Raw genomic sequence first — 25247 nt, 5'->3', positions numbered from 1 at the left:
CTGCGGCCGCTGGTGCAGGCCGTGGCGCTGATGCTGCTGGCGGGCGCGTCCGCGCACGTGCAGGCGGCGGGGATCATGAACCTCGGCGCGGCGACGCCGCGCGCATCGGGGGGCGGGGCGGGCGGCGCCGGCGGTGCGCCGGGCATGCCGAATCTCGGCGTGTCGCCGCAGCAGGCGCTGCAGGCGAGCCAGCCGTCGATCCGCAACCTCGGCTACGCCGCGCATGCGATCGCCGCACAGATCGCCGCGCAGCAGAACGCGGCCGCGGCGGCGGCGAAGCTGCCGTCGACCGTGCCGAACGGGCTGGCGCCGGGCGGGCTGCAGGTGGCGGCCGGCGCGACGGCCGATACGAACAATCCCGTGCTGTGGTTCAACGCGAACGCGCCGACGCAGAACGTCGACGCGAACGGGCACGTAAACGTCGACGTCAAGCAGACCGGGCAGAACGCGGTGCTGACGTGGGAGACGATGAACGTCGGCCGGCAGACGACGCTGAACTTCGACCAGTCGGCCGGCACGCAGACGAACGGCACGAACAACTGGGCCGTGCTGAACCGGATCAACGATCCGAGCGGGCGGCCGAGCCAGATTCTCGGCAACATCACCGCGCAGGGCGCGGTGTACGTGATCAACCGCAACGGCGTGCTGTTCGGTGCCGGGTCGCAGGTCAACGTGCATTCGCTGGTCGCGTCGTCGCTGAACCTGCTCGACATGAAGAACCAGCTGGTGCCGACGCCCGCGGGCATCGTCGCGAGCAACCAGCAGTTCCTGAGCCTGCCGGCGGGGACGACGGGCGGGCTGGCTTATCCGCAGTCGGGGAGTTCGAGCGGGGTGGCGGGGGCGACGGGCAAGCCGAACGAGGTGCTCGGGCTCGGCAATCAGGTGCTGCAGACCGGCGCGTACCAGCCGCCGGGCGATGTGACCATCGAGCAAGGGGCGTCGATCACGACGCACACCAACGGCACGGCGAGCGACGGCGGCTTTGTGCTGGTCGCCGCACCGAACGTGACGAACGCGGGCAGCATTGCGGCGACGTCGGGGCAGGTCGTGCTGGCGGCGGGCGCAGGGGTGAGCCTGCTGCCGAACTCGGGCAAAACGATCAATCCGCAGGTGTTGCTGCCGGAGCTGAGCGGGCAGATCGTGACCGTCGATCCGGCTACCGGTGCGTCGGTCGACGTCACACCGGCCGGCACGCTGACGAACACCGGTATCGTGCAGGCCGCGCGCGGCAACGTGAACCTGCTCGGCAGCCGTGTTGCGCAGAACGGCGTGGTGGGCGTGACGACGAGCGTGAACACGCCGGGCACGATCACGATTTCGACGGCGGACGAGTATGCGTCGAACAATCCGCTGGGCAATCCGTATCCGGGGCAGGTGCTGAACGGCGTCTTCGACGTGCGCCGCGCCGGCCTGCTGAGCTTCGGCCCGGGATCGGTGACGACCGTGCTGCCCGACAACAATGGCCAGACCGCGACCTCCACGCCGGGCACGACGTTCACGCCGGGCGGCATCGCGATGACGGCCGGCTCCGTGTGGTTCCAGGGCGGCTCGCTGATCGAGGCGCTCGGCTCGAACGTGTCGGTGACGGCCTATGCGCCGTCGGTCGTGACGAACAAGGTGCCGGGCCAGACGGCGGTGCCGGGCCGGATCTACGTGGACGATGGCGCGACGATCGACGTATCGGGGCTGGCGAACGTGCTGGCGCCGATTTCGCAGACGCTCGTGACGGTCGACCGGATCGGCCAGAACGAACTGGCCGATTCGCCGCTGCTGCGCAACAGTTTCCTGTTCGGGCTGAAGGGCGTGGTCGTCGACAGCACGCTGACGGGCACGCGCAGCGACGGCGTGCAGTGGGTCGGCAGCCCGATCCTGAACCTGTCGGGTTACGTGAACCTGATTCCGCGGACCGTCGACCAGCTGCTGACCAACGGCGGCACGATCACGCTGTCCGGCAACGAGGTGATGACCGCGACCGGTTCGTCGATGAACCTGAACGGCGGGTACGTGCATTACAACGGCGGGATGGTCAACACGACGCGGCTCGTCGACGCCAACGGCGCGATCGTGCCGATCGGGCAGGCGAACCCGTACGACCGCTATGTCGGCATCGCCGGGCAGTTCGTCGAGAGCCATCCGCGCTGGGGCGTGACGAAGTCGTGGTTCAACCCGCTGCAGACGGGCGGCACCTACCAGTCCGACTACATCGTCGGCGGCAACGCGGGCACGCTCGACCTGTTCGCATCGCAGGCGCTGGTGCTCGATGGCGACATCAGCGCGCAGGCATTCGGCGGCGCGAAGCAGATGCAGGGCAACAGCCTGCCGTCCGGCGGCACGTTCAACCTGGGAGCCGATCCGAAGCTGGCCGGCAATGCGCTGGCCGGGATGACGTGGAACAGTGCTGCCAACACCGCATCGCTGCCGCTCAATGCGCTCTCGGGGTTGACGATCCTGCAGGACAACGCGCCGCAACTGGGCGCGCTGATGCCGGGTTTCTCGATCGATACGCCGCTCGACAAGAACGCCTCGCAGGCCCTGTCCGGCAACGATCCGAACAATCTGCAGGCAACGCGCGTGGTCCCGGTCGCGGTGCTGAACAACGGCGGGTTCGCGAACCTGAACGTGACCGAGGACAAGAACGCGGGCAAGGGGATCGTGGTGGCGCAGGGCACGCAGTTGAACCTGCAGCCGGGCGGATCGATTTCGCTCAACAGCCCGGCGGCCGGCGCGAACGTGAATGTCGCGGGGCGGCTGTCCGTGCCGTCCGGCTCGATTTCGATCACGAGCGGCGGCAATGTCGTCGTCGGTCCGCAAGGGGTGATCAGCGCGGCCGGCCAATGGGTGAACAACGACGTGCAGGCCGCGCCGGGCACGACGCCCGGCAACAGCCAGTTCATCAACGGCGGCAGCATTTCGCTGTCGGCGATGCAGGGGACGACTTTCGCGAACGGCAATGCCGTGGATGCGACGGGCTCGATCCTGCTGCAACCGGGCAGCGTGCTCGATGTATCGGGCGGCGGCGAAATGCTCGCGAACGGCCAGTTGCTGATGCAGAACGGCGTAGCGGCCGGGCGCGGCGGCAACGTTGCGTTGCAGACCTATGCGATACCTGCAGGCGGCGCCCAATTCGGTCATACGAACGACGGCGGCGCGAACCTGCCGGGCACCCGGCCGACTGCCGGCACGATCGCAATGGGCGGCACGATCCTGAGCGATGGTTTCTCGGGCGGCGGGACGATGACGCTGGGCGCGCTCGGCTTCCGGATCGGCGGCGACCGGGCGGCTGCGGCGCCGTGGGACGTGTATCTGCCCGAGAACTTCTTTGCGCAACAGGGCTTCGGCAAGTATGTGCTGAACGCGTACTACGACGCGACCGTCGCGCCGGGCGCAACGGTCGCGCTCACGCAAAAGAACCTGCTTCCCGACGCACTGGCGCTCCAGCAGGCGGGTACGGGCGCGAACCTGTCCACGGGCGGTCTGACGGCCGTCGGCCAGCTCGATGCATATCACCGGCAACCGGCGGGCCTCGTGCTGACCGGCGGTAGCGCCGTGTCGTGGCTGACGGCGGCCAACGACGGTACGGTGCCGTCGTATCCGGGCGTGACCGGTGCGGTGACGCTGTCGTCCGGCGCATCGATCAACGCGGATGCCGGTGCGGCCATCGTGCTGGCGTCGCCAAAGCAGGTGACCGTGCTCGGCTCGGTGGTCGCGCCGGGCGGGTCGATCGTGTTGAGCGCCGACACCGGCACCACGACCGCTCAGCCGGGCCAATTCAATGTCTTCACGCCGAGCAGCAGCCGGTCCGTCTGGCTCGGTGCCGATGCGACGCTCGACGTATCCGGTGTCGCGCTCGCCAATCCGCTCGCCGCCCCGGTCAAGATCGGCGGAACGGCCGTCGTGCCGAATACCGGCAAGGTTCTGTCGGGCGGGGCGGTGACGCTGTCGAGCGATGCGGGCTATGTGGTGACGCAAGCCGGGTCGAAGATCGACGTGTCGGGCACGTCGGCGAACTTCGATCGTTTGCAGGCGAATGGCACCTATGCGTCGCAGCCCGTGTGGAGCGATGCCGGCTCGATCACGCTGTCGCCTGCGTACGGCCTCTTCGCGGACGGGGCGTTGTTCGGCCATGGCGGCGCGTCGCAAGCCCGTGGCGGCACGCTGGCGATCCTGCCGCGCGCGAACAACGGCGCACCCGGTGCGACGGCGCTTGTTGTGCAGCAAAGCGGGATGCTCTTGCCCGCGGGGCTTGCCCCGGGCAAGGACTTTTCGACGCCGGTCGACCCGACCACCGGGTTGCCGACCGGCCAACCGACCGGCGTGATCCAGTTTGCCGCCGATCGCCTGAACGATTCGGGAATCGCGAATCTCGTGCTGGGCGATGGCACACCATCCCCGTTCACGGTGCCGCCGATCGCGTTTGCCGGTAACGTGAACCTGACGTTGCCCGAATCCGTGACGCTGAATACCGGCCGGATCGCGGCGATCGGGATGGACCAGCTGTCGACGCTGCTGTCGACACCTGCGAAGCCGGCGGGCGGCAGCTCGGCGCTTGCAGATCTGCTCGCACAGCCGCCGGCGCATGCGTTGGGCACGTCGGTGACGATTGGCGCACCCTATGTCGCACTGGTCGGCCCGATGGCGCCCTCGGCCACGCCCGCCTTCACGCCGGTCGCCACGCGTTCCGATGCGACGCTGAACGTGAATGCGTCGTTCGTCGACCTGCGCAACCAGTTCCAGCTCAACAACGTCGGTCAGGCGAATTTCACCAGCAGCGGCGACATCCGCCTGAGCTCGTCCAATCCGTCGGGCGCCGTGCTGTCGCCGGGCATGCTGTACACGCCCGGCAACGTGACGTTCAACGCGGCGAGCCTGTACCCGGCCACCGGCAGCACGTTCATCGTCGATGCGGTGGGGCCCGTCGATCCGGTGACGGGCAAGCGCATGCCGACCACCGTCTCGTTCGGCACGACCGGCTCGTCCGGCACGCCGCTGTCGGCGGGGGGCACGCTGCTCGTCGATGCAACGAACATCGTCCAGGGCGGTACCGTGCGCGCACCGTCGGGCACGCTGGTATTCGGCGTCGGCGACCCGACGAACAGCGCGACGCAGAAGCAGTTCGGCAACCTGCCGCTCGTCGCGACCGATTCGGTGACGTTCGCGAACGGCAGCGTGACGTCGGTTTCGAACGGCGGGTCGATCATTCCCTACGGCGCGACGATCGACGGTGTTGAATGGCAGTTCAATCCGATCGCCGGCACGACGGCCGCCGATCTGAAGGCACCGCCCGCGAAGTACATCGGCGTGAACGGCACCAGCGTCGCGCTCAACAAGGGCGCGACGATCGACCTGTCGGGCGGCGGCGACCTGCAGGCGGCCGAATGGGTGCCGGGCACGGGCGGCACGCGCGATGTGCTGTCGCAATACAACCTGAGCTACGCGAGCGGCAAAGGCACGACGGCGGTGCCGGTCAACGCCGGCGCAGGGAACGTCTATGCGATCGTGCCGGGCAAGCAGTCGCCGGTTGCCGCATACGATCCGCTGTTCGCGCAGACCGTGCAGCCGGACGTCGCGAGCAACGGGACGCCGACGGCCAGGACCGCGACGCTCGGCGTCGGCCAGGCCGGCTTGAACGACGCGATCGGCAAGGCCGTGTACCTGTCCGGCGTGCCGGGCCTCGCGCCCGGTTACTACACGCTGCTGCCGGGCAAGTACGCGACGCTGCCGGGCGCGTATCGCGTGACCGTGTCGGCGACGGCCGGCAACGTCGTGCCGGGCGCATCGCAGGTGCTGCCGGACGGCACCGTCATGACGGCCGGGTACTTTGCCGATGCCGTGACGGGCGGCCGCAATGCGACGCCGACACTCTTCAATGTGCAGTCGGGCGCGACGTGGCAGCAGTATTCGCAATACACGCTGAAGGGCGCGAACGACTTCTTCGCCGCGCAGGCCGCGAAGCAGGGCAACGTGACGCCGCCGCTGCCGGTGGACGGCGGCCAGCTCGTGCTGGCCGCGACGAAGGCGCTCACGCTCGGGGCGACGTTGAACGCGGCGGCAGGGGCCGGTGGCGCGCCGGCCCAGGTCGACATTGCGTCGCAGGACATCCAGATCACCGGCAACGGCAGCGCGGCATTGTCCGGCTATCTGCAGATCGGCGGCGATGCGCTCGATTCGCTGAATGCCGGCAGCCTGCTGATCGGCGGCACGCGTGCGGCGACGACCAAGGGCGTGACGATCACGCCGATCGCGAACAGCGTGGTGGTATCGAACGACGCAAGCTCGTCGCTGAAGGGGCCCGAGATCCTGCTCGTGACGAAGACCGATTCGAGCGGCACGGATCCGAATGCGGCGAACGGCTTGCGTGTCGATGCGGGCGCGTCGATCGCGGCGGCGGGCGACTACCCGGCGGCGAAGGACCAGCCGATCGCGATTGCCGGCGACGGCGCGCTGCTGCGCGTGTCGAACGGCGCGATGGCGCCGCTCACGCGCACGGGCGGCACCGGCAAGGGGCTGCTGACGGTCGGTGCCGGCGCGACGCTGTCGGGCGGCCAGGCGCTGATGCTCGATTCGTCGGGCAGCCTGAAGGTCGACCCGAGCGCGGTGCTGTCCGCGAAAGCGATCACGGTGGATGGTTCGGCGATCACGTTCACGAATGCGCGCGGCGCTGCCGCGGCAAGCCTGCCGGGCTTCGTGATCGATCAGGCCGGACTTGCGCAGCTCGCCAACGCGGATCTCGTGTCGCTGCGCAGCTATGGCGCGATGGGCTTCGTCGGCGACGTGAACGCGACGTTCGGCAAGAGCATCGACCTGAGCGCGGGCACGTTCACGAGCGACGGCGGGCGTGTGACGCTGAACGGGCAGCAGATCGCGTTCACGAACGAGACGGGCGCGCCCAACGGCACGGTCGTGCCGGGCAGCGGCATGCTGACGGTCAACGCGAAAGAGATCGACTTCGGCACCGGCACGAAGACGTTGAGCGGATTCTCGTCGGCAACCCTGACGGCGACGGGCGGCATCGTCGGGCAAGGCACGGGGATGTTCGATTTCGGTGTGTTGCCGGTGACGCTGAATGCACCCGTGTACCTGGCCGATACGAGTTCTGCGTCGACCGTGAAGACGACCGGTGCGCTGACGCTGAACGGCGCGGCGGGCACCGCGCTGACGAAGACGCCGGTCGGCGGCGCATGGAAATTCGTCGGCGGCACGCTTGCCGACAACGGCGCGACGATCGCGGCGCCGGCCGGCAACGTGAGCCTTGAGGCGACCACCGGTAACCTGACGATCGGCAACGGCTCGACGGTCAGCGCCGCGGGCGTGTCGAAGCAGTTCTTCGACGTGACGCAGTACGCACCGGCCGGTTCGATCGTCCTGACCGCCGATGCGGGGACGGTCGACCTGCAGCCGGGCGCGACGCTCGATTTCTCGGGCGCGAAAGGCGGCGGCGCGGCGGGCAGCCTGACGCTGTCGGCGCCGAAGCAGGTCGTGAACCTGAACGGCACGATCAAGGGCGGTGCGACGAACGGCTATGCGGGCGGCTCGCTGGCGCTCGACACGGCCGGTGCCGCGGATCTGGATTCACTGGCGAAGACCCTCGCATCGAGCGGCGTGAACCAGTCAATCGACATTCATACCAAGTCGGGCAACCTGACGCTGTCGGCCGGTAATGCGCTGGTCGCGCAGTCAGTATCGCTGACTGCCGACGGCGGCGCGGGCAATGCATCGGATACCGCGAACGGCAACGTGAACGTGCTGGGGAAGATCGATGCGTCGGGCAAGGCCGGCGGGCAGATCAGCCTGTTCGGCAAGAGCGGTGTCGATATCGAGGGTTCGCTGCTGGCGAAGGCAACCAACGCAAGCCAGCGTGGCGGCAAGGTCACGGTCGGCACGAGTGCGACGTTCGATCCGGCCGCGGCCAATCCGTACAACGCGACTTACGGTTACGAGAACGTGTCCGCTGCGCAGTCCGGTTGGATACGGCTCGGCTCGAACGCGTCGATCGACGTGTCCGGCGGGACGCCGGGCGGCACGCTCGACGGCTCCGTCAGCTTCCGTGCGCCGTTGCTGCGGGACGGCACGGTCAACGTCGCCTTCGACGCGCCCGCGCAATCGGGAGCAGGCGTGCGCGGTTCCCGCAAGACCACGGTTGAGGCGTACGCCGTGTGGAGCGCAGCGGATGCGACGACCGGTTCGCAGCATTTCGACGGCCTCATCGATCCGGCCGGCTGGTACGACGGCAGTGGCCATTTGCTTGCGGGCACCTTCACGGTACCCGGCAGCAACCCCGTAACGTACAGCTACGCACCGAGTGGCACGGGGGGCGGAACGCTGACCAACAGCGCGACCGGACAGACGACGGCGGTGACCGAAGGCCAGCTGCGCAACGGAGTTTCCGGCAGCGGCTTTACCGGGCTGACAGGCGCGTATTTCGCGCCGGGGACCGCGAACGCCGATCATGTCGCGTTCTATGGCTATCGCGCCAACGGGACCGGAACGTCGCCGGGCACGTTGATGGCGTTTGTTCAGCATGGGCCGGATGGCGTTGCCGGTCAGTTTGCCGGCGCGCCGCTGCAAAAATTCAGCGTCGTGCCGGGTATCGAACTCGACAATCCGGGGAGCGCAGTCAACGGCGGCAATATTTCGGTGTTGTCGAACTGGAATCTTGGTGCGGGCGCGCCGAACAACAGCGGCAGCATCACGCCCGATTTCCGCTATCAGTCGACGATCGCGCCGACGCTGACGTTCCGTGCGGCGAACAACTTCGATGCGTACGCAAGCATTTCGGACGGGTTCTACCAGAGCCAGGTCGCGTCGATTCTGGGTGGGTCGGGGCCGGTTACCCCGACCGGGACCTACGCGGGAGCAAAGCAGACGTTCGACCAGCTTGTGGCAATCAATGACCCGACCCAAGTGACGGTGAATTTTAGGGGCGGCGCCACGGCGAGCCTGACTTCCCTTGATCCAAACGCGGCGCTGAGCGCACCGTTGATGGGGCAAACCGCTGGCTACTATTCCACCTATCTGTCGTATGCGGGCGCATGGCAGGCTGACCTGGCGCGCATCGGCCTCCCGCAGTACGTCGCACAGATTCTGCCGGTCACGCCGTCGGTGACTGCGCCGTTGGTGCCATCTGGTTTCTCGACATACACGAACTATCTGATTGCCTACTGGGGGCCCGATTTATCGGGCCCCAGAGCCGGCACCGCCTATCTGGGTAACGGATACAATCCCGCTACTGCCGCCCGATTCGGCACGCCTGCTGCGCCGACGCCGCCAACAAAGCCAGTGGCAAACGCGTCGGTTGCCGAGCAAGCTGCCTATTTGGCTGATTACGCCAACTACGTGCTTGTCTATTCTGGTTACCTTAATACTCTCACGAGTATCAAGAGCGTTATCGGAGCGACGAGAGGCGCCTACAACATGTTCTACGCGCCTGTTTCACCAGGCGCGGTGCCGGACACTGGCGTTGTGAACATCGGTCCACTACCAGGCAACACGGTCGCGAACGTGCCGAGTGCAAACAACCCGCTGCCGGTTGCCTTCGCGACGCTGCTCGGTGGTGAAAGCTCGACATACCGCATCGTGTCGGGTGCAGACACGCAGAGCGCGAACCCGCTCGCGTTGCAACCGGTTTCAACGTTCGTCAATGCTGGAGCGGGCTCCGACGGTACCGGCAACGTGATGTTGAGCGGGCATACCAGCTATGTCGGCAGCAACGGGTTGACACTCGTCGAACCGGTAACGATCCGTACCGGCACGGGATCGATCGACGTGGCGGCCGGCAACGATGTGTCCTTGTTCGATACGAGCAAGACGGCTGATGCGTCAACCTTGATCATTCCCGGCGTGATCTATGCGGCCGGCGCGCCTGCCGCAGGGGCGCCATCGGTGGGTACGTCGACTGCGATTGCCCATGCCAGTGTCGGCGGCTTGCAGGACATCCTGGTGACACCGGCAGTGAATCCCGATTCGGCCGGTGATATCACGATTCATGCCCAAGGGAACATCGAGGGCATGCAGAACGTGATCGACACGACCGGAGCGGTAACTGGCGGGGCTGGCAACAGCATCAGCCAGTACTGGTGGCAGTGGATGCAGATCACCGGAGCGAAAACCGCGGATAGCAATTTCGTCCTTGCTCCGTTGCGCCGAACCTCGATCGATTTCGGTGCATTTGACCAAGGCGTCATGAGCGTTGGCGGTAACGTATCGATCAGCGCGGGTGGCAATATTTCGGATCTGGCCGTGTCGCTGCCGACCACGTGGTACCTGAACGGAAGCGGCAAGCCCGTCACCGTAGGCGGCGGAAATCTGACGGTACACGCTGGCGGCGACATTCTGAGCGGCGATTACTTCGTCGCGAAGGGAACAGGGACGATCTCGGCTGGCGGAAGCATCGGGTCAGACATTTCCGGAACGTCATGGACGGTCGGGCGATCACCCATCGCGGTGTCGACCGTGCTTGCGACTCAGGACGGGACATTCGATGTTGCCGCGCGCCAGGGTGTGAATGTCGGGGCGGTACTGAATCCGTCTTATTCGAGCAGCTTCACGTCGAGCGCGGGGCAGCCGACTGGCGTCGTCAATCTTTCCAGCTACGGTCAATATCCTGACAACCAGGGCTTTTCATCTGCTTCGGCAGTCAATGTGCTTTCGACGACCGGCGACGTTCGCCTGGGTACGCTTGGCGGCATGTTGACCGGCGCGAATGGCGTACTGCCGGCCAGTGTGAATCTGACTGCATTCGACGGATCGATCGTGATTCAATCGGGCGGCGCGCTTTTTCCGTCGGCGGTGGGTCAACTGAATCTGGTTGCGAACCAGTCGGTATATCTGTCCAACGTATCGGCCGGGCTCGCCAACGTCGCATTGCCCAATACATTCGGTCTGTCAGACGCCGATCCGTCGCAGACGCCTTCGCCGACGAATCCGTCAGTGAAGCCAAATATCCCGTTGTTGACGAATACGACACTTGCCGCACATGCACCGAACGCGCTTCACGATGCCGACGTGCAACCTGTGCGCTTTTACAGTCTGAACGGCAGCATCGTCAACGGCACGGTCGATTCTCCTGGCTATAGTGACGACTTCTACAGGAATCTTGTCACGTTATCGGTGGACAAGCCGGCACTCGTGCAGGCTGGACAGGACATCGTGAACCTCGCGTTCTGGGGGCAAAACCTGCGCAGCTCGGATGCGACGCGCATCGTGGCCGGCCGTGACATCTACGACACACCGATTCCTCCCAACGGCGGCGCTGTTCCGGTGCTGGCGATCGGCGGACCAGGCTGGTTCGATGTTCAGGCGGGACGCAACATCGGCCCGTTGACGAGTCAAGCCGAGTTGTATAACCAGAAAGCCGACACGGGTGGAATCGCGCACGTTTTCACGGGTATCGATGCAGTCGGAAACGCGAACAATCCGAACCTGCCGCACGAGAGCGCGAACGTCAACGTGCTGTTCGGCGTGGGCGCCGGCGTCGATCTTCCCGGCTTCGTCTCGACCTATATCGCGCCGGGCAGCTCGGTTGCTGGGGTGCCGAGTGCAACGCCAGCGCTGATTGCATTCATGGAGCAGTACGACGCGGGGCTTGGCGTCGATACGGGCCTGCAGGCAGACAAGGATGCGGCGCTGGCGAAGGTTGGCAGGTTGACCGCCGACGAAGCGTGGAAGCAATTCCAGGCGTTGCCGTCGTACGTGCAGCAACGCTTCGCGGAGCAGGTGTTGTTTGGCGTGCTCGCGCAAGTCGGTGCGGACTTCAACGATCCATCGAGTCCGTATAGCGGGCAGTACGCGAGAGGCTATCAAGCGATCAACAAGCTGTTCCCGGCCTCGTTCGGCTATACGGCCAACAATCTGGGCGGCGGGTCGAACGGTGCAAACAAGCAGGTCGGCACCGGCAATCTGGACATCCGGAGCACGACGATCCAGACGCAGCAAGGCGGCGATGTGACCATCCTCGGGCCGGGCGGACAGGCGCTCGTCGGCAGCACGACGGCGCCGCCGCAGATCGTCGACAGCACCGGGAACGTGGTTGCGGGCCCCGGCACGATGGGGATCCTGACGCTCGAGAAGGGGAACGTCGACATCTTCACGGACCAGAGTGTGCTGCTCGCGCAGAGCCGGATCTTCACCGAGCAGGGCGGCAACATGACGATCTGGAGTTCGAACGGGGACATCAACGCGGGCAAGGGCGCGAAGACGTCGGCGGACACGCCGGCGCCGCAGTATGTCTGTGACGCGAACCATTACTGCACGGTTGATGCGCGCGGGCAGGTGACGGGTGCGGGTATCGCGACGCTGCAGAGCATACCGGGTGCGCCGAAAGGCACGGTGAACCTGATCGCGCCGCGAGGGACCGTCGATGCGGGCGACGCCGGCATTCGTGCGGGCAACCTGAACGTTGCGGCGTTGCGTGTAGTGAACGCGGACAACATCCAGGTGACGGGCAAGGCAACCGGGATTCCGCTCGTGCAGGCCGTGAACACGGGGGCGCTGACGGCGGCGAGTTCGGCGGCATCGGCGGCGAGCCAGGTCGCGCAGGACATCGCGAAGAACAACGCATCGGGCGTCGCGCCGCGTCGCTGGACGATCAGCGTGCAGGTCGAGGGTTTCGGGGACAACGGCACGGATGGCGGATCGAAGCGGCGCAAATCGGAACAGGTCGGCTACGACTCGTCGAATTCGGTTTCGCTGCTGGGATTCGGGGCGGCGGGGGCGACGCAGAAGACGTTGCTCAGCAAGGAGGAGTTAGGGAAATTGGGCCGGTTCTGAGATCAAGTGGTACGTAGGGCGAGCAGAAGATAGACCACCCTGATCGCTTGAGGTGGTCTATCCGACAACGCCTGGTTAGAGGGGGGTCTTTACCGGCCGGAATACAGGCCCCCCGACGAGCCACAGACTTCCGGGTTGCCAATATCCATGTAGTTTCCGCTTGTGTTGCTCAGGATGCTTGCAACGATGGCACTCCGGAAGCTTGATGGTACGGTATCGAAGCCGTTGCCATGAATGACCGACGCGTAGCTGGCGTTCGTGTAGTGGTTGTTCAGGAAATCGTGAACAGCCGTCGTTGTCGCTGCGCTGGTGTAGCACTGGCTCAGGAGGATCTGGCTCGTACCGGATATCGGATAGCCGGAAAGCGGGTTGGCAAGGGCTTTGTAGGCGGTGCCGGAAACAGGGGCCCACAACGTGGGATCCTGGCCAGTGGCTCCTTGCGGTGGGGAGAACGTGCCGAGCGCTTTCGTCGCGTTTGCATACGTCGGTGCGTAGTAGACTTTGTCCGCCGAGTTGTACAGGCTGGCGACCGGAAGCTGCAGCGCACCCGACGGCGTTACGACCGAACTGGATGGTGCCAAATACGTGTTCGCATAGGCCGGGCTCAAATAAGCGACGGCCGCCGTGCCCATCGACCACAGCGATGCAAGTGACGCACGAATACCACCATCGCCTGACGCTGCGATGAAGTTGGATGGCATGCCTGTGGGGAAGGCCGTCACATTTGCGAACGTCAGGGAATCGACAAACGTGACGCCGATGTTGTTCGTGTTTGCCCTCGTGCAAACGGCAGCCAGGTGGCGAGTCAGCAGTTCGGTCGTGCCGCTGCCGTCCTGGCGATAGACGACCTTGATCGGCGTGGGGGTCGTCGTGTAGGGCACGCCGGTTTCCGGGTTGATCACTTGTCTCCAGTCGGTGATCCAGCCCGAGAAGATGCCGCACAGGTCGTTGTCGTTCAGTGCAATGCTGTGCGCTTGCCCCGGCGTTGTTTGCGGCGTGATCGAGCTCGTCACGGCGGGGCCGCGGACGACCGGCACCGCGATAGCCGTCACGACGTACGGGATCTGGATCAGCGGGCCGTCGGTGGTGCCGCGACCCGTGTCGTTGTATGCCGTGACCTGAGCAGTCGTGAGTGCGGCGTCGCTATTCGCGAAATGAACTGCGCCCGTAACACCCGTGCCGAAGAATGTCGGCTGGTTGTTCAGGAATGCGTTCTGGCCAGCACCCGAGCCGACCGAATAGTACGTGAACGTGCCTTCGGACGTGCCGAACAAGCCGGTTTCAGTCGCTGCGTTCGCGGTGCTGCCGAGCAACGGCGCGACGAGCGACGAACCACCGCCCTGAATGACCGGGCCCGCAGCGAATGCGTGTTCTGCGCTCATGCCCGAAATGACGAGAGCCAGCGCCTGACAGATTTTTCGTCGGATGAAATTCATGGAGGGCTTTCACGATGCCGACGGATGTTCGCGCACCCTTCGGGGCATGACGTACGTCAGGTTCCAGCGTGACGGTGTCGCGCATGGTCGGCGTGTTGAATAAAAAAAACCGTCTCGATTACTCGAGACGGTTCATCGGGACGTTGATTCAGAAGCGATTCAGCTTACCGGCCGGCATAGCCGCCAGCACCACAGACGGCCGAATCGTTGATGTCGAGGTAGTTGTTGCTCGAGTTGCTCAGGAAGTTCGACGAAATCGCGGTCTGGAATCCCGACGGCACGGTGTCGAAGCCGTTGCCATGGACGACCGACGCGTAGCTGGCGTTCGTGAAGTGGTTGTTCAGGAAGTCATGAACAGCCGTACCCGCCGCAGCGTTGGAATAGCACTGGCTCAGGATGATCTGGCTCGTGCCCGAGACCGGATAGCCGGAAGCGGGGTTGGCCAGGGCAGCATACGCCGAACCGGAAACCGGAACCCACTGGGTCGGATCGCCGGCAGCATTGCCCGACGGAGCGGTAATCGTACCGATCGCCGTCGTCGCGTTCGCATACGTCGGTGCGTAGTAGGCTTTGGCCGTCGTGTTGTACAGGCTGGCGATCGGGAGTTGCAGCGCGCCCGACGACGTCACGACCGAGCTTTGCGACGCGAGGAACGTGTTCGTGTAGTCCGGGCTCAGGTACGCGACAGCGGCCGTACCCGCCGCCGACAGCGCTGCGAGCGAACCGCGCACGCCGCCGCTACCCGATGCGCCGACGAAGTTCGACGGCACGCCGGACGGGAAGGCGCTCGTGTTCGCGAACGTCAGCGAATCGATGAACGTCACGCCGGCCTTGGTGTTGGCCGTCGTACAGACAGCAGCCAGGTGGCGCGTCAGCAGTTCGGACGTGCCGCTGCTGTCCGAGCGGTAGACAACCTTGATCGGCGAGCTGGTCGTCGTGTAGGCCGAACCCGTTTCCGGATTGATCACCTGGTTCCAGTCGGTGAACTTGCCCGAGAAGATGCCGCACAGATCGTTGTCGTTCAGCGCGATGCTGTGTGCCTGACCCGGCGTCGTTTGCGGCGTGACCGAGCTCGACACGGCCGGCGCGTTGACGACCGGCACCGTGATGGCCGTCACGATGTACGGGATCTGGATCAGCGGACCGTTCGTGGTGCCGAGGCCCGTGTTGTTGTACGCCGTGACTTGAGCGGTCGTCAGCGCGGCATCGCTGTTGGCGAAGTGAACCGTGCCCGAGACACCCGAGCCGAAGAACGTCGGCTGGTTGTTCAGGAATGCGTTCTGACCGGCGCCCGAGCCGACCGAGAAGTACGTGAACGTGCCTTCGGACGTGCCGAACAGGCCGATTTCGCTGGCGGGGTTGCTGACCGAGCCGATCGTCGGAGCGACGAGCGACGAACCGCCACCTTGAATCACCGGGCCTGCGGCCATCGCGAGGGATGCGCCCATGCCCGAAACGACGAGAGCGAGGACTTGACAGATCTTGCGCTTGCTGGATTTCATGAGAAATTTCCTTGGACGAAGATAAACGGGAAGCCTGCTGCTGCGGTTTGAATACCGTGTTGACCGCCGGGTAAATGTAGGGGGAAATCCGTATGACGCGTGTGAATTTTTAATAACGAAAGGTACGGAACATTTTTGGCGATATTGCCGGTGCGTTATCGGGGTGGGCGGAGCAACGATTTGCGGTCGATTGGCGCGATGGACGGTTCCCGGATGTCGGGAAGACGAGGGTGTGCCTCGGCAGGGCCTTGCTTTACGGATCTGAAGTTGCGCGGATTGTCGCTATCGCAACTCCAAGTCAGTTTCGTGGCGAATGCTACGGAACATTTCCTCCGCGTGTGAATGAGGTATCCGGTCAGGATGTTTATGGAATTGAGCGCTTCGAGTCATTAAATGCCATTCGATTCGTGGCGGCTGAATGAATGGTGATTAATTTTAGGCATTGATAAAAATGAAATCGTTTTTCCCCTATAAAAAAACGACCAAAGGTAATAAGGCCCGCCAGAGTCCTAAAAGGTAGCCCAACATCCGTCACAAATTTGCGCCGGTTCGCTCCGTAGTCTTCCCCGGCGATTCCGTCGGCCACATTGCACGATGTCGCCGAAAAAAACCGCACGCGTGACACGAGGGTACTGACATGTCGGCATTCCGCTACGAAGCGATCGATCCCACCGGCCGCACGCTGAAAGGCGTGCTCGAAGCCGACAGCGCACGCGCAGGCCGCAGCCATCTGCGTACGCAGGGCCTTACGCCGCTCGTCGTCGAACTGGCCGCACAACGCCTGCACGGCCAACGTCATCAACGGCTGTCGCTCGGTCGCAAGCTGTCGCAACGCGAGCAGGCGATCATCACGCGCCAGCTCGCGAGCCTGCTGGTCGCGGGGCTGCCGCTCGACGAAGCGCTGTCGGTGCTGAGCGAGCAGGCCGAGCGCGAATACGTGCGCGAGTTGATGGCGTCGATCCGTGCGGAAGTCGTGGGCGGCCATTCGTTCGCGAATGCGCTCGGCCAGCATCCGCGCGATTTTCCGGAGATCTACCGCGCGCTCGTCGCGGCCGGCGAGCACACGGGCAAGCTCGGCATCGTGCTGTCGCGTCTCGCGGACTACATCGAGCAGAGCAACGCACTGAAACAGAAGATCCTGCTTGCATTCACCTACCCGGGCATCGTCACGCTGATCGCGTTCGGCATCGTCACGTTCCTGTTGAGCTACGTGGTGCCGCAGGTGGCCAACGTGTTCACCAGCACGAAGCAGCAGTTGCCGACGCTGACGGTCGTCATGCTGGCGTTGTCCGATTTCGTGCGGCACTGGTGGTGGGCGTCGCTCGCGGCGACAGTCGCGATCGTCTTCGCCATCCGCAAGGTGCTGGCGCAGGACGGGCCGCGGCTCAGGTTTGACCGCTGGCTGCTGACCGCGCCGCTCGCCGGCAAGCTTGTGCGGGGCTACAACACGGTGCGCTTCGCGAGCACGCTCGGCATTCTCACTGCGGCGGGCGTACCGATCCTGCGTGCGTTGCAGGCGGCCGGCGAAACCCTGTCGAACCGTGCGATGAGCGCGAACGTCGACGATGCGATCGTGCGTGTGCGCGAAGGCTCGGCATTGTCACGCGCGCTGGCCCATACGAAGACGTTCCCGCCCGTGCTCGTGCACCTGATCCGTTCGGGCGAGGCGACGGGTGACGTGACGACGATGCTCGATCGCGCATCCGAAGGCGAATCGCGCGAGCTGGAGCGCCGCACGATGTTCATGACGAGCCTGCTCGAACCGTTGCTGATCCTCGCGATGGGCGGCGTGGTGCTCGTGATCGTGCTCGCGGTGATGATGCCGATCATCGAGTTGAACAACATGGTGCAGTGAGGCGCGTTTCAGCGCACGAACGCGTTTGCCTTTTGCACGGCGGGCAGCGCGATCTCGCGTTGCAGGCCGTTGCGGTCGACGACGATCGAGCGCGCGCGGATTTCCGCGAGCTTCGCGGCTTCGCCGATCGCCGAGCCGAGCCGTACGACGCGCGCCGCTTCGCCGCCGACACTGACGATCGCGGCCGCGCGGCGTGCATCGAACGCGAGCACCCCGAGCAGCTGGATCGTGTCGCGGCCGTCGTCGGGTTTGGCGCCGAACAGCTGCGCGCCGGCCGTCACGTCGAAAGGTGCGGGCGGCGCGGCGCGGGCGGGCGGCGGTGCATCGGGCGCGTTCAGCACGCGCGCGGCCCACATCGAGACGGCGACGAGCGCCGCGGCGGCGGCGACGGTCGCGGCGAGCGGCATCGGATCGATGCGGGACGGAACGGTGCGGAGCAGGGCGAGCGGTTTCATGGCGACGGGTCGGTTCGATGAACGGGGAACAGCTTCCATTCTTTGACGCAAGGGTGAATGCATGATGACGCACCACGAAGCAGTCCGAATGCTGCATGCGCGCCGTCGCAAGCAACGCGGTTTCACGCTGATCGAGATCATGGTGGTCGTCGCGATCCTCGGGATTCTCGCGGCGCTGATCGTGCCGAAGATCATGAGCCGTCCCGACGAGGCGCGCCGCATTGCCGCGAAGCAGGACATCGGCACGATGATGCAGTCGTTGAACCTGTACCGCCTCGACAACGGCCGCTATCCTTCGCAGGAGCAGGGGCTTGCCGCACTGATCCAGAAGCCGGCGACCGATCCGGTGCCGAACAACTGGAAGGACGGCGGTTATCTGGAGCGCTTGCCGAAGGATCCGTGGGGCAACGCGTATCAATACCTGAACCCGGGCGCGCACGGTGCGATCGACGTGTTCAGCTACGGTGCTGACGGCAAGCCGGGCGGCGAGGGGAATGATGCGGACATCGGTTCGTGGCAGTAACGGCATGACGATCGCGCATGCCAGGAGACGGCGCCCGTTCACGCGTGGTCGCGCGGCGGGTTTCACGCTGCTGGAGATGCTCGTCGTGCTGTTGATCGTCGGGCTGCTGGTCGCGGTCGTCACGCTCGCGCCGACGCGCAATCGCCGCACCGATCTGGCCGAGGAAGCGCAGCGGCTCGCGAACCTGCTCGAATCGGCCGGCGACGAAGCGCAGGTGCGCTCGATGCCGATCGCGTGGCAGCCGGTGGGCGGCGGGTACCGGTTCGTGCAGCGCACGGAAAGTGGCGCGTGGGCGCCGATGACGGACGATCTGTATCGCGCGCGCCGCTGGGGCGCCGAGGTGACGGGCGTGTCGGTGCGTTATACCGGCGGCGGCGAAACGCCGTCGCGGATCGTGCTCGGCAGCGAAAGCATCGACGTGCCGGTGACGATCACGCTGTGGTCCGGCGACGTGCGGATGGCCGTCGTCGGCACCGGCATCGGCAACTTCGTCGTGAGGCGGCCATGAGCGGCGTGCGAAGCGCCCGGGAGGCGCGATGACGAGCCTGGTCGTGCTGTTGCCGTCGATCGGCACGTTCGATGCGTCGGGGTGGGAAGCAACCGAGATGCCGTACGCGTTGTTCGACCGGCGCGGGCAACGCGTGCGCGGAGGGCGGGCAAAGCGCGACGCGTGGCCGAAGGCCGCGTCGACCGTGCTCGTGCTCGCCGCACGCGATACGCTGCTGGTCGACGTGAACCTGCCGCCCGTGACGGGCACGAAGCTGCGGCGCGTGCTGCCGCATGCGATCGAGGAGTATCTGATCGGCGATGCGCAGCGGAGTCACGTCGCCGTCGGCCCGGCGGCAAGCGGCGATACGGCGCGGCCCGTGGCGGTCGTCGATCGCGAGCGGTTCCGCGACGTGGTCGGTTGGTTCGACGCTGCCGGCCATCGGCGCGTGCGTGCGGTGCCGTTGATTCACTGCTTGATGACGGCGGACCGTGAGCATGCGGATGGCGGCGAGCAGGGCACCGTGTTGCCCGAGCCCGCAACGTCGCCCCCATCGCGAGCATTGTCATTACCGAACGGCGACGAAGACGGCGAAGCGACGGTGCTCATGCGCAGTGAAGCCGATGCGCGGCTCGTCAGTCCACCGGCGTTGAGCGAAGTGGATGCCGGCCGCAGTGAAGCGGACGTACTGATCGTCTGTCCGCCCACATCGAGCGAAGCCGATACCGATGCGGCCGGCCACCCGCTCCGGCTCGAACTGGCCGTCAGGCGGGGAGCGTCGGGGTTCGGCCTTGAAACGCGTGCGTCCGCACTGGATGCGACGATTGTCGAGTTGTCGAAACAGGATTCCGTGCGAGTGCACGCGCTGGTTGTCGACGTTCACGACGAGGTCGAAGGTGCTTCCGCCGCCGCATCGGACCTGCGTGCTCGCATGTCCGGACATTCCGCATTTCCGCTCGCCGCACGCACGCTGCGGTGGGACACACTTGCACGCGGCGCGTACGACTGCAGGTTCGACCTGTGCCAGTTCGAATTCGCCCGCACCGCACGCGCTGACACGGGCGGATGGCGCCGCTGGCGCGTGCCTGCCGGCCTGGCGATCGCATCGGCCGCCGTCGCGATCGCGACGATCAACGTGCAATGGTTTCAGCTCCGTCATCGTCAGGATGCGTTGAATGCGGAACTGACGGCCCGCGTGAAAGCCGCCTTTCCCGAAACCACCGTGATGCTCGACCCGCCGATGCAGATGCGCACCGGGCTCGAACGCCTGCGTGCGGCGGCGGGCGAACTGCGCGCAAACGATTACCTGGTGCTGTCGGCGGCGCTGTCGCGCGCGCTCGGTCCGATTCCGTCCGATGCGATCGCGACGCTCGACTATCGCGACGGCACGCTGGCGGTCGCCTTCCGTCCCGGTACCGCCGTCGACGGCGACGGATTCCGCCGGCGCCTGCAGGCCCAGGGCGTGACGGTCAACGAGGAGGAGGCGAAGTGGATGCTCGGTTCCACGCGGCCCGCGCCGCGCTGACGCAGTGGTTCGACGGACGTGCGCCGCGCGAGCGTGCGCTGCTGGCGTCGGGTGGTGCCGTGTTGCTCGCGGCACTGGTCTACAACGTGATGTGGGAGCCCGCATACACGGGCCGCGCGCGCATTGCGGCAAACCTGCCTGCGTTGCAGAGCCAGGTTGCGGAAGCCGGCGGGCAACTCGCGGAGGCACGACGGCTGCGCGCGGCCGCCGCGATCCGGCCGCCGGCCGGTGCTGCATTGCGGGAAGCGCTGGCCGCGTCGCTCGCGCAGTCGGGGATCGCGAAGGCGCAGGTGGCGGTGCTCGGCGAAGGCATCCAGGTGGACGCGAAGGGCGTCTCGTTCGCTGCGTGGATGGACTGGCTCGACCGCATGCGCCGCACGCATCACGTGCGCGTCGTGAGTGGTCACGCGAGCGCGGACGGCAAGCCCGGCGTGACGACGGTTTCGGTGCTGCTGCAGCCGCAAACAGTGCGTTGAATGCGTACCGCACGACACTCGGGAAAGTATTGAATCGCTTCGCGGCACGGTTCACCTGACTGTCATAGTGCCCGCTCACAATCTGACGTTCGTTTGCCGCGGAACCGCTCACGGGGGTGCGCGTTCCGCACGGCAACGTGCAACTCCACTTCCGTCCAGGCATTCATGACTCGTTCACGGGCGCCGACCGGTGTCCTGGCGCTCGTCGCGTGGCTCGCGTTCGTCGTGCTGTGCATGCGCGGCGTGCACGCGCAGGAGCCCGGGTCCATCGGCCGTCAGCCGGGTAGCGCGGTGCATTTCGATCTGCCCGCGCAGCCGCTCGCGAAGACCTTGCAGGACTTCGCGCGGCTCACCGAGCTGATCGTGCTGGCGCCGGCGCCGCTGCTCGACGGGCGCACGAGTGCGCCGGTCCAGGGTGAATTCGCGCCGCGCGACGCGCTCGAGCGGATGCTGGCCGGAACGGGGTTGCGTGCGGAATTCTCGCGTCCGGACGAAGCGATCATCGTCGCGCAGCCGGCCGCCGAGATGGCGCCCGCGACGGCCGACAGGCCGCCGGATGCGGCCTTGCCGATCGACGGGATCGGCGATTCCGGCGATCGGCGCGCGTTCGCGGGCCTGCTGCAGGCGCATCTGATCGATGCGCTCTGCGCGCAGCCTGCGGCCGTGCCGGGCAGCTATCGACTCGTCGCGCAGGTGCGCATCGACAACAGGGGGGCGGTGGTGGCGGTCAACATGGTGGCATCGAGCGGTTCGGCCGCCCGCGACGCGGCGGTAATGCGCGCGCTGCGTGCATTGAAGCTGGACGACGCGCCGCCTGCGGACCTGCCGCAGCCGGTCACGATCCTGCTGCGGCCGGCCGGCAACGGCGTGCATTTCCGCTGTCCGGCGCCGCAGCCGGCGGTTCGGGGCTAGGCCGCCATGTCCGACAGCAACCGCAGCGGGCTCCGGAATCTGCTGGCGACGCGCTACGCGTATCTCGTCAGGCGCCTCGAGCGCGTGACGGGGTCGAAGGACGGCGCCGCCGACGCGCTGCACGAAACCTGGCTGCGTCTCGAGAATGCGAACGTCTCCACGCAGGTGACGAACGCGGACGCCTATATACTCGGGATGGCGAACAATGTTGCAATCGACCAGCATCGCCGCGAACGGCGTCATCTGCACGACGACGATGTCGAGACGCTGCTGGAAATGCCCGACGAGCTGGCGGACCCCGAGCGCATCGTCGCGGCGCGCCGCAAGGTCGAGACGCTGAAGGACGTGTTGCGCGGCCTGCCGCCGCGGCGCCGCGCGATCCTGCTGGCCGCCCGCGTGGACGGCCTGCTGAACCGCGAGATCGCCGAGCATTTCGGCATTTCGCTGCGGCTCGTGGAAAGCGAACTGAGCGCGGCGATGAAGTACTGCCTGCAACGCATGCAGGAAGACGGTGATCCGTACTCGGGCACGCGAGGCGGCCCGCGTAAATTTTGAGCATCCGGACGATGACGAAAGCCCAGGCCCAACCTGCCCACGACGAACTCGACGAAGCGAGTGCGTGGCTGCTGCGTCTGCGCTCGGGGGACGCGAGCCAGGCCGAAGCCGACGCGTTCGAGCGCTGGTGCGCAGATCGTCCGCAAGCCGCCGATCTGCTGCGCGACACCTGGAGTTCGCTGCGCACGGCCGCGACCGAACTCGCGCACGAGGAGCGCACGGCCGCTGCCTGGGCAAACGTTGCAAAGCGCGAGCGCACGATGCGCACCGGGCGCCGCGCGTTCATCGGCTTCGCGGTCGCGGCGGGCGCGTCGTGGCTCGCGCTGCGCCCGCCGATGCAGCTGTGGCCTTCGCTGGGCGACATGGCGGCCGATTACCATACCGGCACCGGCGAGCAGCGCAGCGTTGCGCTGTCGTCGCGCGTCACGGTCGAACTGAATACGCAGACGCGTCTCGACGTGTTGCCGGCGAGCGATGCGCCGCACGGCGTCGAAGTCGTCGCGGGTGAGGCGGAGATCGACGCGGTCGCGCCGCCGGCCGGCCGCGCGACGCCGATCCAGCCCGTCACGGTGGTCGCGGGCGGCGGCCGCATGCAGGCGACGGTCGCGCGTTTCAACGTGCGGCGCACCGGCACGCAGGTCTGCGTGACCTGCCTGTCCGGTACGGTCGCGCTCAACCATCCGCGCGGTGCGCGTACGCTGAACGCCGACGATCAGGTGGTCTACGACGATCGCGGCGTGCAGCCCGTGTCGCGGATCGATCCGGGCGCCGTCAGCGCGTGGCGGCGCGGCATGCTGGTGTTCAACGGCGTGCCGCTGTCGGACGTCGTCGACGAGATCAACCGCTACCGGCACGGCAAGGTCATCCTGCGCAGCGCGTCGCTCGGCGCGAACCGGATGCAGGCGCAGTTCCCGATCACGCGGCTCGACGACGTGATCGACATGGTCGGCCGCCTGTACGGCGCGCACATCACGCGCCTGCCCGGCAACATCGTGCTGCTGAGCTGACGCGGCTTCCTGCGGCTTCCCGCGTCTTCCGTTTCCTTCCGTTCTCCCTTTCTCCGTCAGGCGGCTGCGTCGCCGGTGCCGGGGCTGCCCGCGCTGCGGGTTACGGCCCTTCGATACGACTTTATCCATGAGGGCCGGCAAACGCCGGGCCGTCTTTCGTGACGGCCCGGCGGGGCGTCGTCGGACCCGAGGCGTGGGTGGCAAGCGCCCCGGCCGCGCAGCGATGCGCGGTGCGGGGAAGGTGTGTCGAATGAGCTTCGGGCGGTGGCGTGATCATGAACGAATCGCAACGGGATACGGATTCCGGCGACGCGAACACGCGCGCCGACGCAATCCGCGAGGGCGCGGTGCGCTGGCTGCTGTGGTTGCGCGCCGGCGACACGACGGAACAGGAGCGCGACGCCTTCGGGCGCTGGCGCGCGCAGAGCGACGAGCATGCGCGCACGGTCCGCGAACTGATCTGGATGTGGGCCGTGCTGGAACTGGTCGGCCGCCAGGAACCTGGCGAGCCGGGCGGGTCGACGCGCACGCATTGACGGGATGGGCGGGCGTTTCAATAAAGTCTGCGGGTTAGGCGCACCCGCTTCGACCTTGTATATGAGAGAGCGAGGGGGCCGTGAAGAGGGGCCATGAAGCGCGGCCGCAAAGCGGGGCCGCGGCAGGGAGACCGGGGAACGGGAGCCGGAATGGGCTTCCGGATCGCCGTGCACGCACGGCGGCCGGCGCGCGGCGAGATTGCGCCGGCCGGGCCACGAAAGCCCGGCTGCACGATTCAGGATGGCGACCCGTGCTGCAGGCCGGCGCGTGCGCCGCTCCATGCGGCGTCGAGCGGATCGCCGGCGTCGCGCAGCGGCTCGCGCAAAAAGGGAAAACGTTCGACGAACGGTGCGGATTCTTGCAGGGCCACAATATGGTTGACCATCCAATGCAGCAGTTCGCCACCGTGCCGGACCTGTTCCGGCCGCCAGTCCGGCATCGTCGAGAAGAGGGCGGAGAAGCCGCTCCAGCGCGACGGACGATCGTTGTCGCCGGGGCGGAAATAGGTATTCATCGCGACGTCGTGCGCGTCGGTCAGCGTACCGACGAACAGCCCGTGCGGCGTCGGCACGCCGATCTGCTGCCAGCCTTCCGCGAGGGCCAGCGAGCGCATCACGCGCGCCGCGACGAACGCGATGCGCGTCTCATGCTCGATTTCCGCGAGCGACATCACCCCGTTGCGCTGCATGCAGCGCGCGACCGCGTGCGGCCGGATGGCGTTCGACGCGAAGCTGCGCAGCACGAGATCGGGCACCGTCAATTGAAGCTGGAATTCGCGCAGGCCGTGCTCGGCGCTCATCGTCGAGAAATTGACGAACAGCCCTTCCACGTGACCCAGTGCGCCCACGTACGGCTCGAGCCCGAGGCGCGCGAGCTTCGGCGCGATCTGGCGCTCGAGCAGCCGCAGCAGGTTGCGGCGGTTGCGCACGCCGGTGAAATCGTCGATGCCGCGCGTGACGACGTCGCTGATTTCCCAGCGGCGCTCGTCGGCGACGAGCCGCGGGGAGCCGCTCAGGTCGAACCGGGCGCGGCCGTGCGCCACGCGTGGATCTACGTACATGCCGGTGCCTCGTGCATCGATTGCGGGCGGACCGCCGCGACGGCGCATCGTCGCGCGGATCGGGTCGCCCACGATGCTGCGGTGTCGCGCACGGCCCGTCAAGTGCGAATGCGCCGCGACGCCGGCCAGCCGGCTGGCCTGGCCGAACAGTG

General features: G+C 66.5%; 14 protein-coding genes. 10 read left to right on the top strand and 4 right to left on the bottom strand.

Going from position 1 to position 25247, the window contains the following annotated elements; all coding sequences use genetic code 11:
- The first annotated feature begins 30 nt into the window (after positions 1-30).
- Complete coding sequence (locus OHZ10_RS29005; protein ID WP_342705998.1) at positions 31-12765, top strand: filamentous haemagglutinin family protein; 12735 nt, start codon at positions 31-33, stop codon at positions 12763-12765.
- Positions 12766-12854: 89 nt separating this feature from the next.
- Here OHZ10_RS29005 and OHZ10_RS29000 read toward each other — a convergent pair whose 3' ends face one another.
- Both OHZ10_RS29000 and OHZ10_RS28995 read right to left on the bottom strand, forming a co-directional pair.
- On the bottom strand, positions 12855-14201 hold the full coding sequence (locus tag OHZ10_RS29000) for a substrate-binding domain-containing protein (protein WP_340624797.1): 1347 nt from the start codon (positions 14199-14201) through the stop codon (positions 12855-12857).
- Between the two features lie 164 nt (positions 14202-14365).
- A complete protein-coding gene (locus OHZ10_RS28995) occupies positions 14366-15703 on the bottom strand; it encodes a substrate-binding domain-containing protein (protein ID WP_059240046.1) in 1338 nt (445 codons plus the stop codon).
- Between the two features lie 637 nt (positions 15704-16340).
- On the opposite strand from OHZ10_RS28995, the gene gspF reads away from it, so the two are divergent.
- Positions 16341-17558: a type II secretion system inner membrane protein GspF gene (gene gspF / locus OHZ10_RS28990; RefSeq protein ID WP_059240048.1), complete on the top strand. Its 1218-nt coding sequence runs from the start codon at positions 16341-16343 to the stop codon at positions 17556-17558.
- A gap of 8 nt (positions 17559-17566) precedes the next feature.
- Here gspF and OHZ10_RS28985 read toward each other — a convergent pair whose 3' ends face one another.
- The gene (locus OHZ10_RS28985; protein ID WP_059240049.1) at positions 17567-18013 is read right to left on the bottom strand and encodes a type II secretion system protein N; all 447 of its coding nucleotides are present in this window, start codon (positions 18011-18013) and stop codon (positions 17567-17569) included.
- Between the two features lie 64 nt (positions 18014-18077).
- Here OHZ10_RS28985 and gspG point away from each other — a divergent pair, with 64 nt between their 5' ends.
- From gspG to OHZ10_RS28945, 8 genes are all read left to right on the top strand, one after another.
- On the top strand, positions 18078-18536 hold the full coding sequence (gene gspG / locus OHZ10_RS28980) for a type II secretion system major pseudopilin GspG (protein WP_404823568.1): 459 nt from the start codon (positions 18078-18080) through the stop codon (positions 18534-18536).
- Between the two features lie 4 nt (positions 18537-18540).
- Positions 18541-19044, top strand: a complete 504-nt coding sequence (locus OHZ10_RS28975; protein ID WP_226196351.1) for a GspH/FimT family pseudopilin — start codon at positions 18541-18543, stop codon at positions 19042-19044.
- Between the two features lie 28 nt (positions 19045-19072).
- Positions 19073-20548, top strand: coding sequence for a type II secretion system protein GspL (gene gspL / locus OHZ10_RS28970; protein ID WP_342705115.1), 1476 nt, complete (start codon positions 19073-19075; stop codon positions 20546-20548).
- Positions 20512-21024 carry a type II secretion system protein M gene (locus OHZ10_RS28965; protein ID WP_342705114.1) on the top strand — a complete coding sequence of 171 codons (513 nt, stop codon included), beginning with the start codon at positions 20512-20514 and terminating at the stop codon, positions 21022-21024. Before gspL ends, OHZ10_RS28965 begins: the two co-directional genes overlap by 37 nt.
- Positions 21025-21189: 165 nt before the next feature.
- Positions 21190-21936, top strand: a complete 747-nt coding sequence (locus OHZ10_RS28960) for a secretin and TonB N-terminal domain-containing protein (protein ID WP_174991294.1) — start codon at positions 21190-21192, stop codon at positions 21934-21936.
- Between the two features lie 6 nt (positions 21937-21942).
- Complete coding sequence (locus OHZ10_RS28955; RefSeq protein WP_059240062.1) at positions 21943-22491, top strand: RNA polymerase sigma factor; 549 nt, start codon at positions 21943-21945, stop codon at positions 22489-22491.
- Positions 22492-22502: 11 nt separating this feature from the next.
- Entirely contained in the window at positions 22503-23498 is a 996-nt protein-coding gene (locus OHZ10_RS28950; protein WP_059240064.1) for a FecR family protein, read from the top strand.
- 275 nt (positions 23499-23773) lie between these two features.
- Positions 23774-24034, top strand: a complete 261-nt coding sequence (locus OHZ10_RS28945; RefSeq protein ID WP_081052017.1) for a FecR/PupR family sigma factor regulator — start codon at positions 23774-23776, stop codon at positions 24032-24034.
- Between the two features lie 236 nt (positions 24035-24270).
- Here the strand turns inward: OHZ10_RS28945 and OHZ10_RS28940 are convergent, their stop codons facing one another.
- The gene (locus OHZ10_RS28940) at positions 24271-25095 is read right to left on the bottom strand and encodes a hypothetical protein (protein ID WP_059240960.1); all 825 of its coding nucleotides are present in this window, start codon (positions 25093-25095) and stop codon (positions 24271-24273) included.
- Between the last annotated feature and the right edge of the window lie 152 nt (positions 25096-25247).

This window comes from Burkholderia arboris (assembly GCF_038723655.1).
GTDB classification, from domain to species: domain Bacteria; phylum Pseudomonadota; class Gammaproteobacteria; order Burkholderiales; family Burkholderiaceae; genus Burkholderia; species Burkholderia arboris.
The sequence above is the reverse complement of the archived record's forward strand: the minus strand, read 5'-3'. Positions and strand labels throughout refer to the sequence as shown.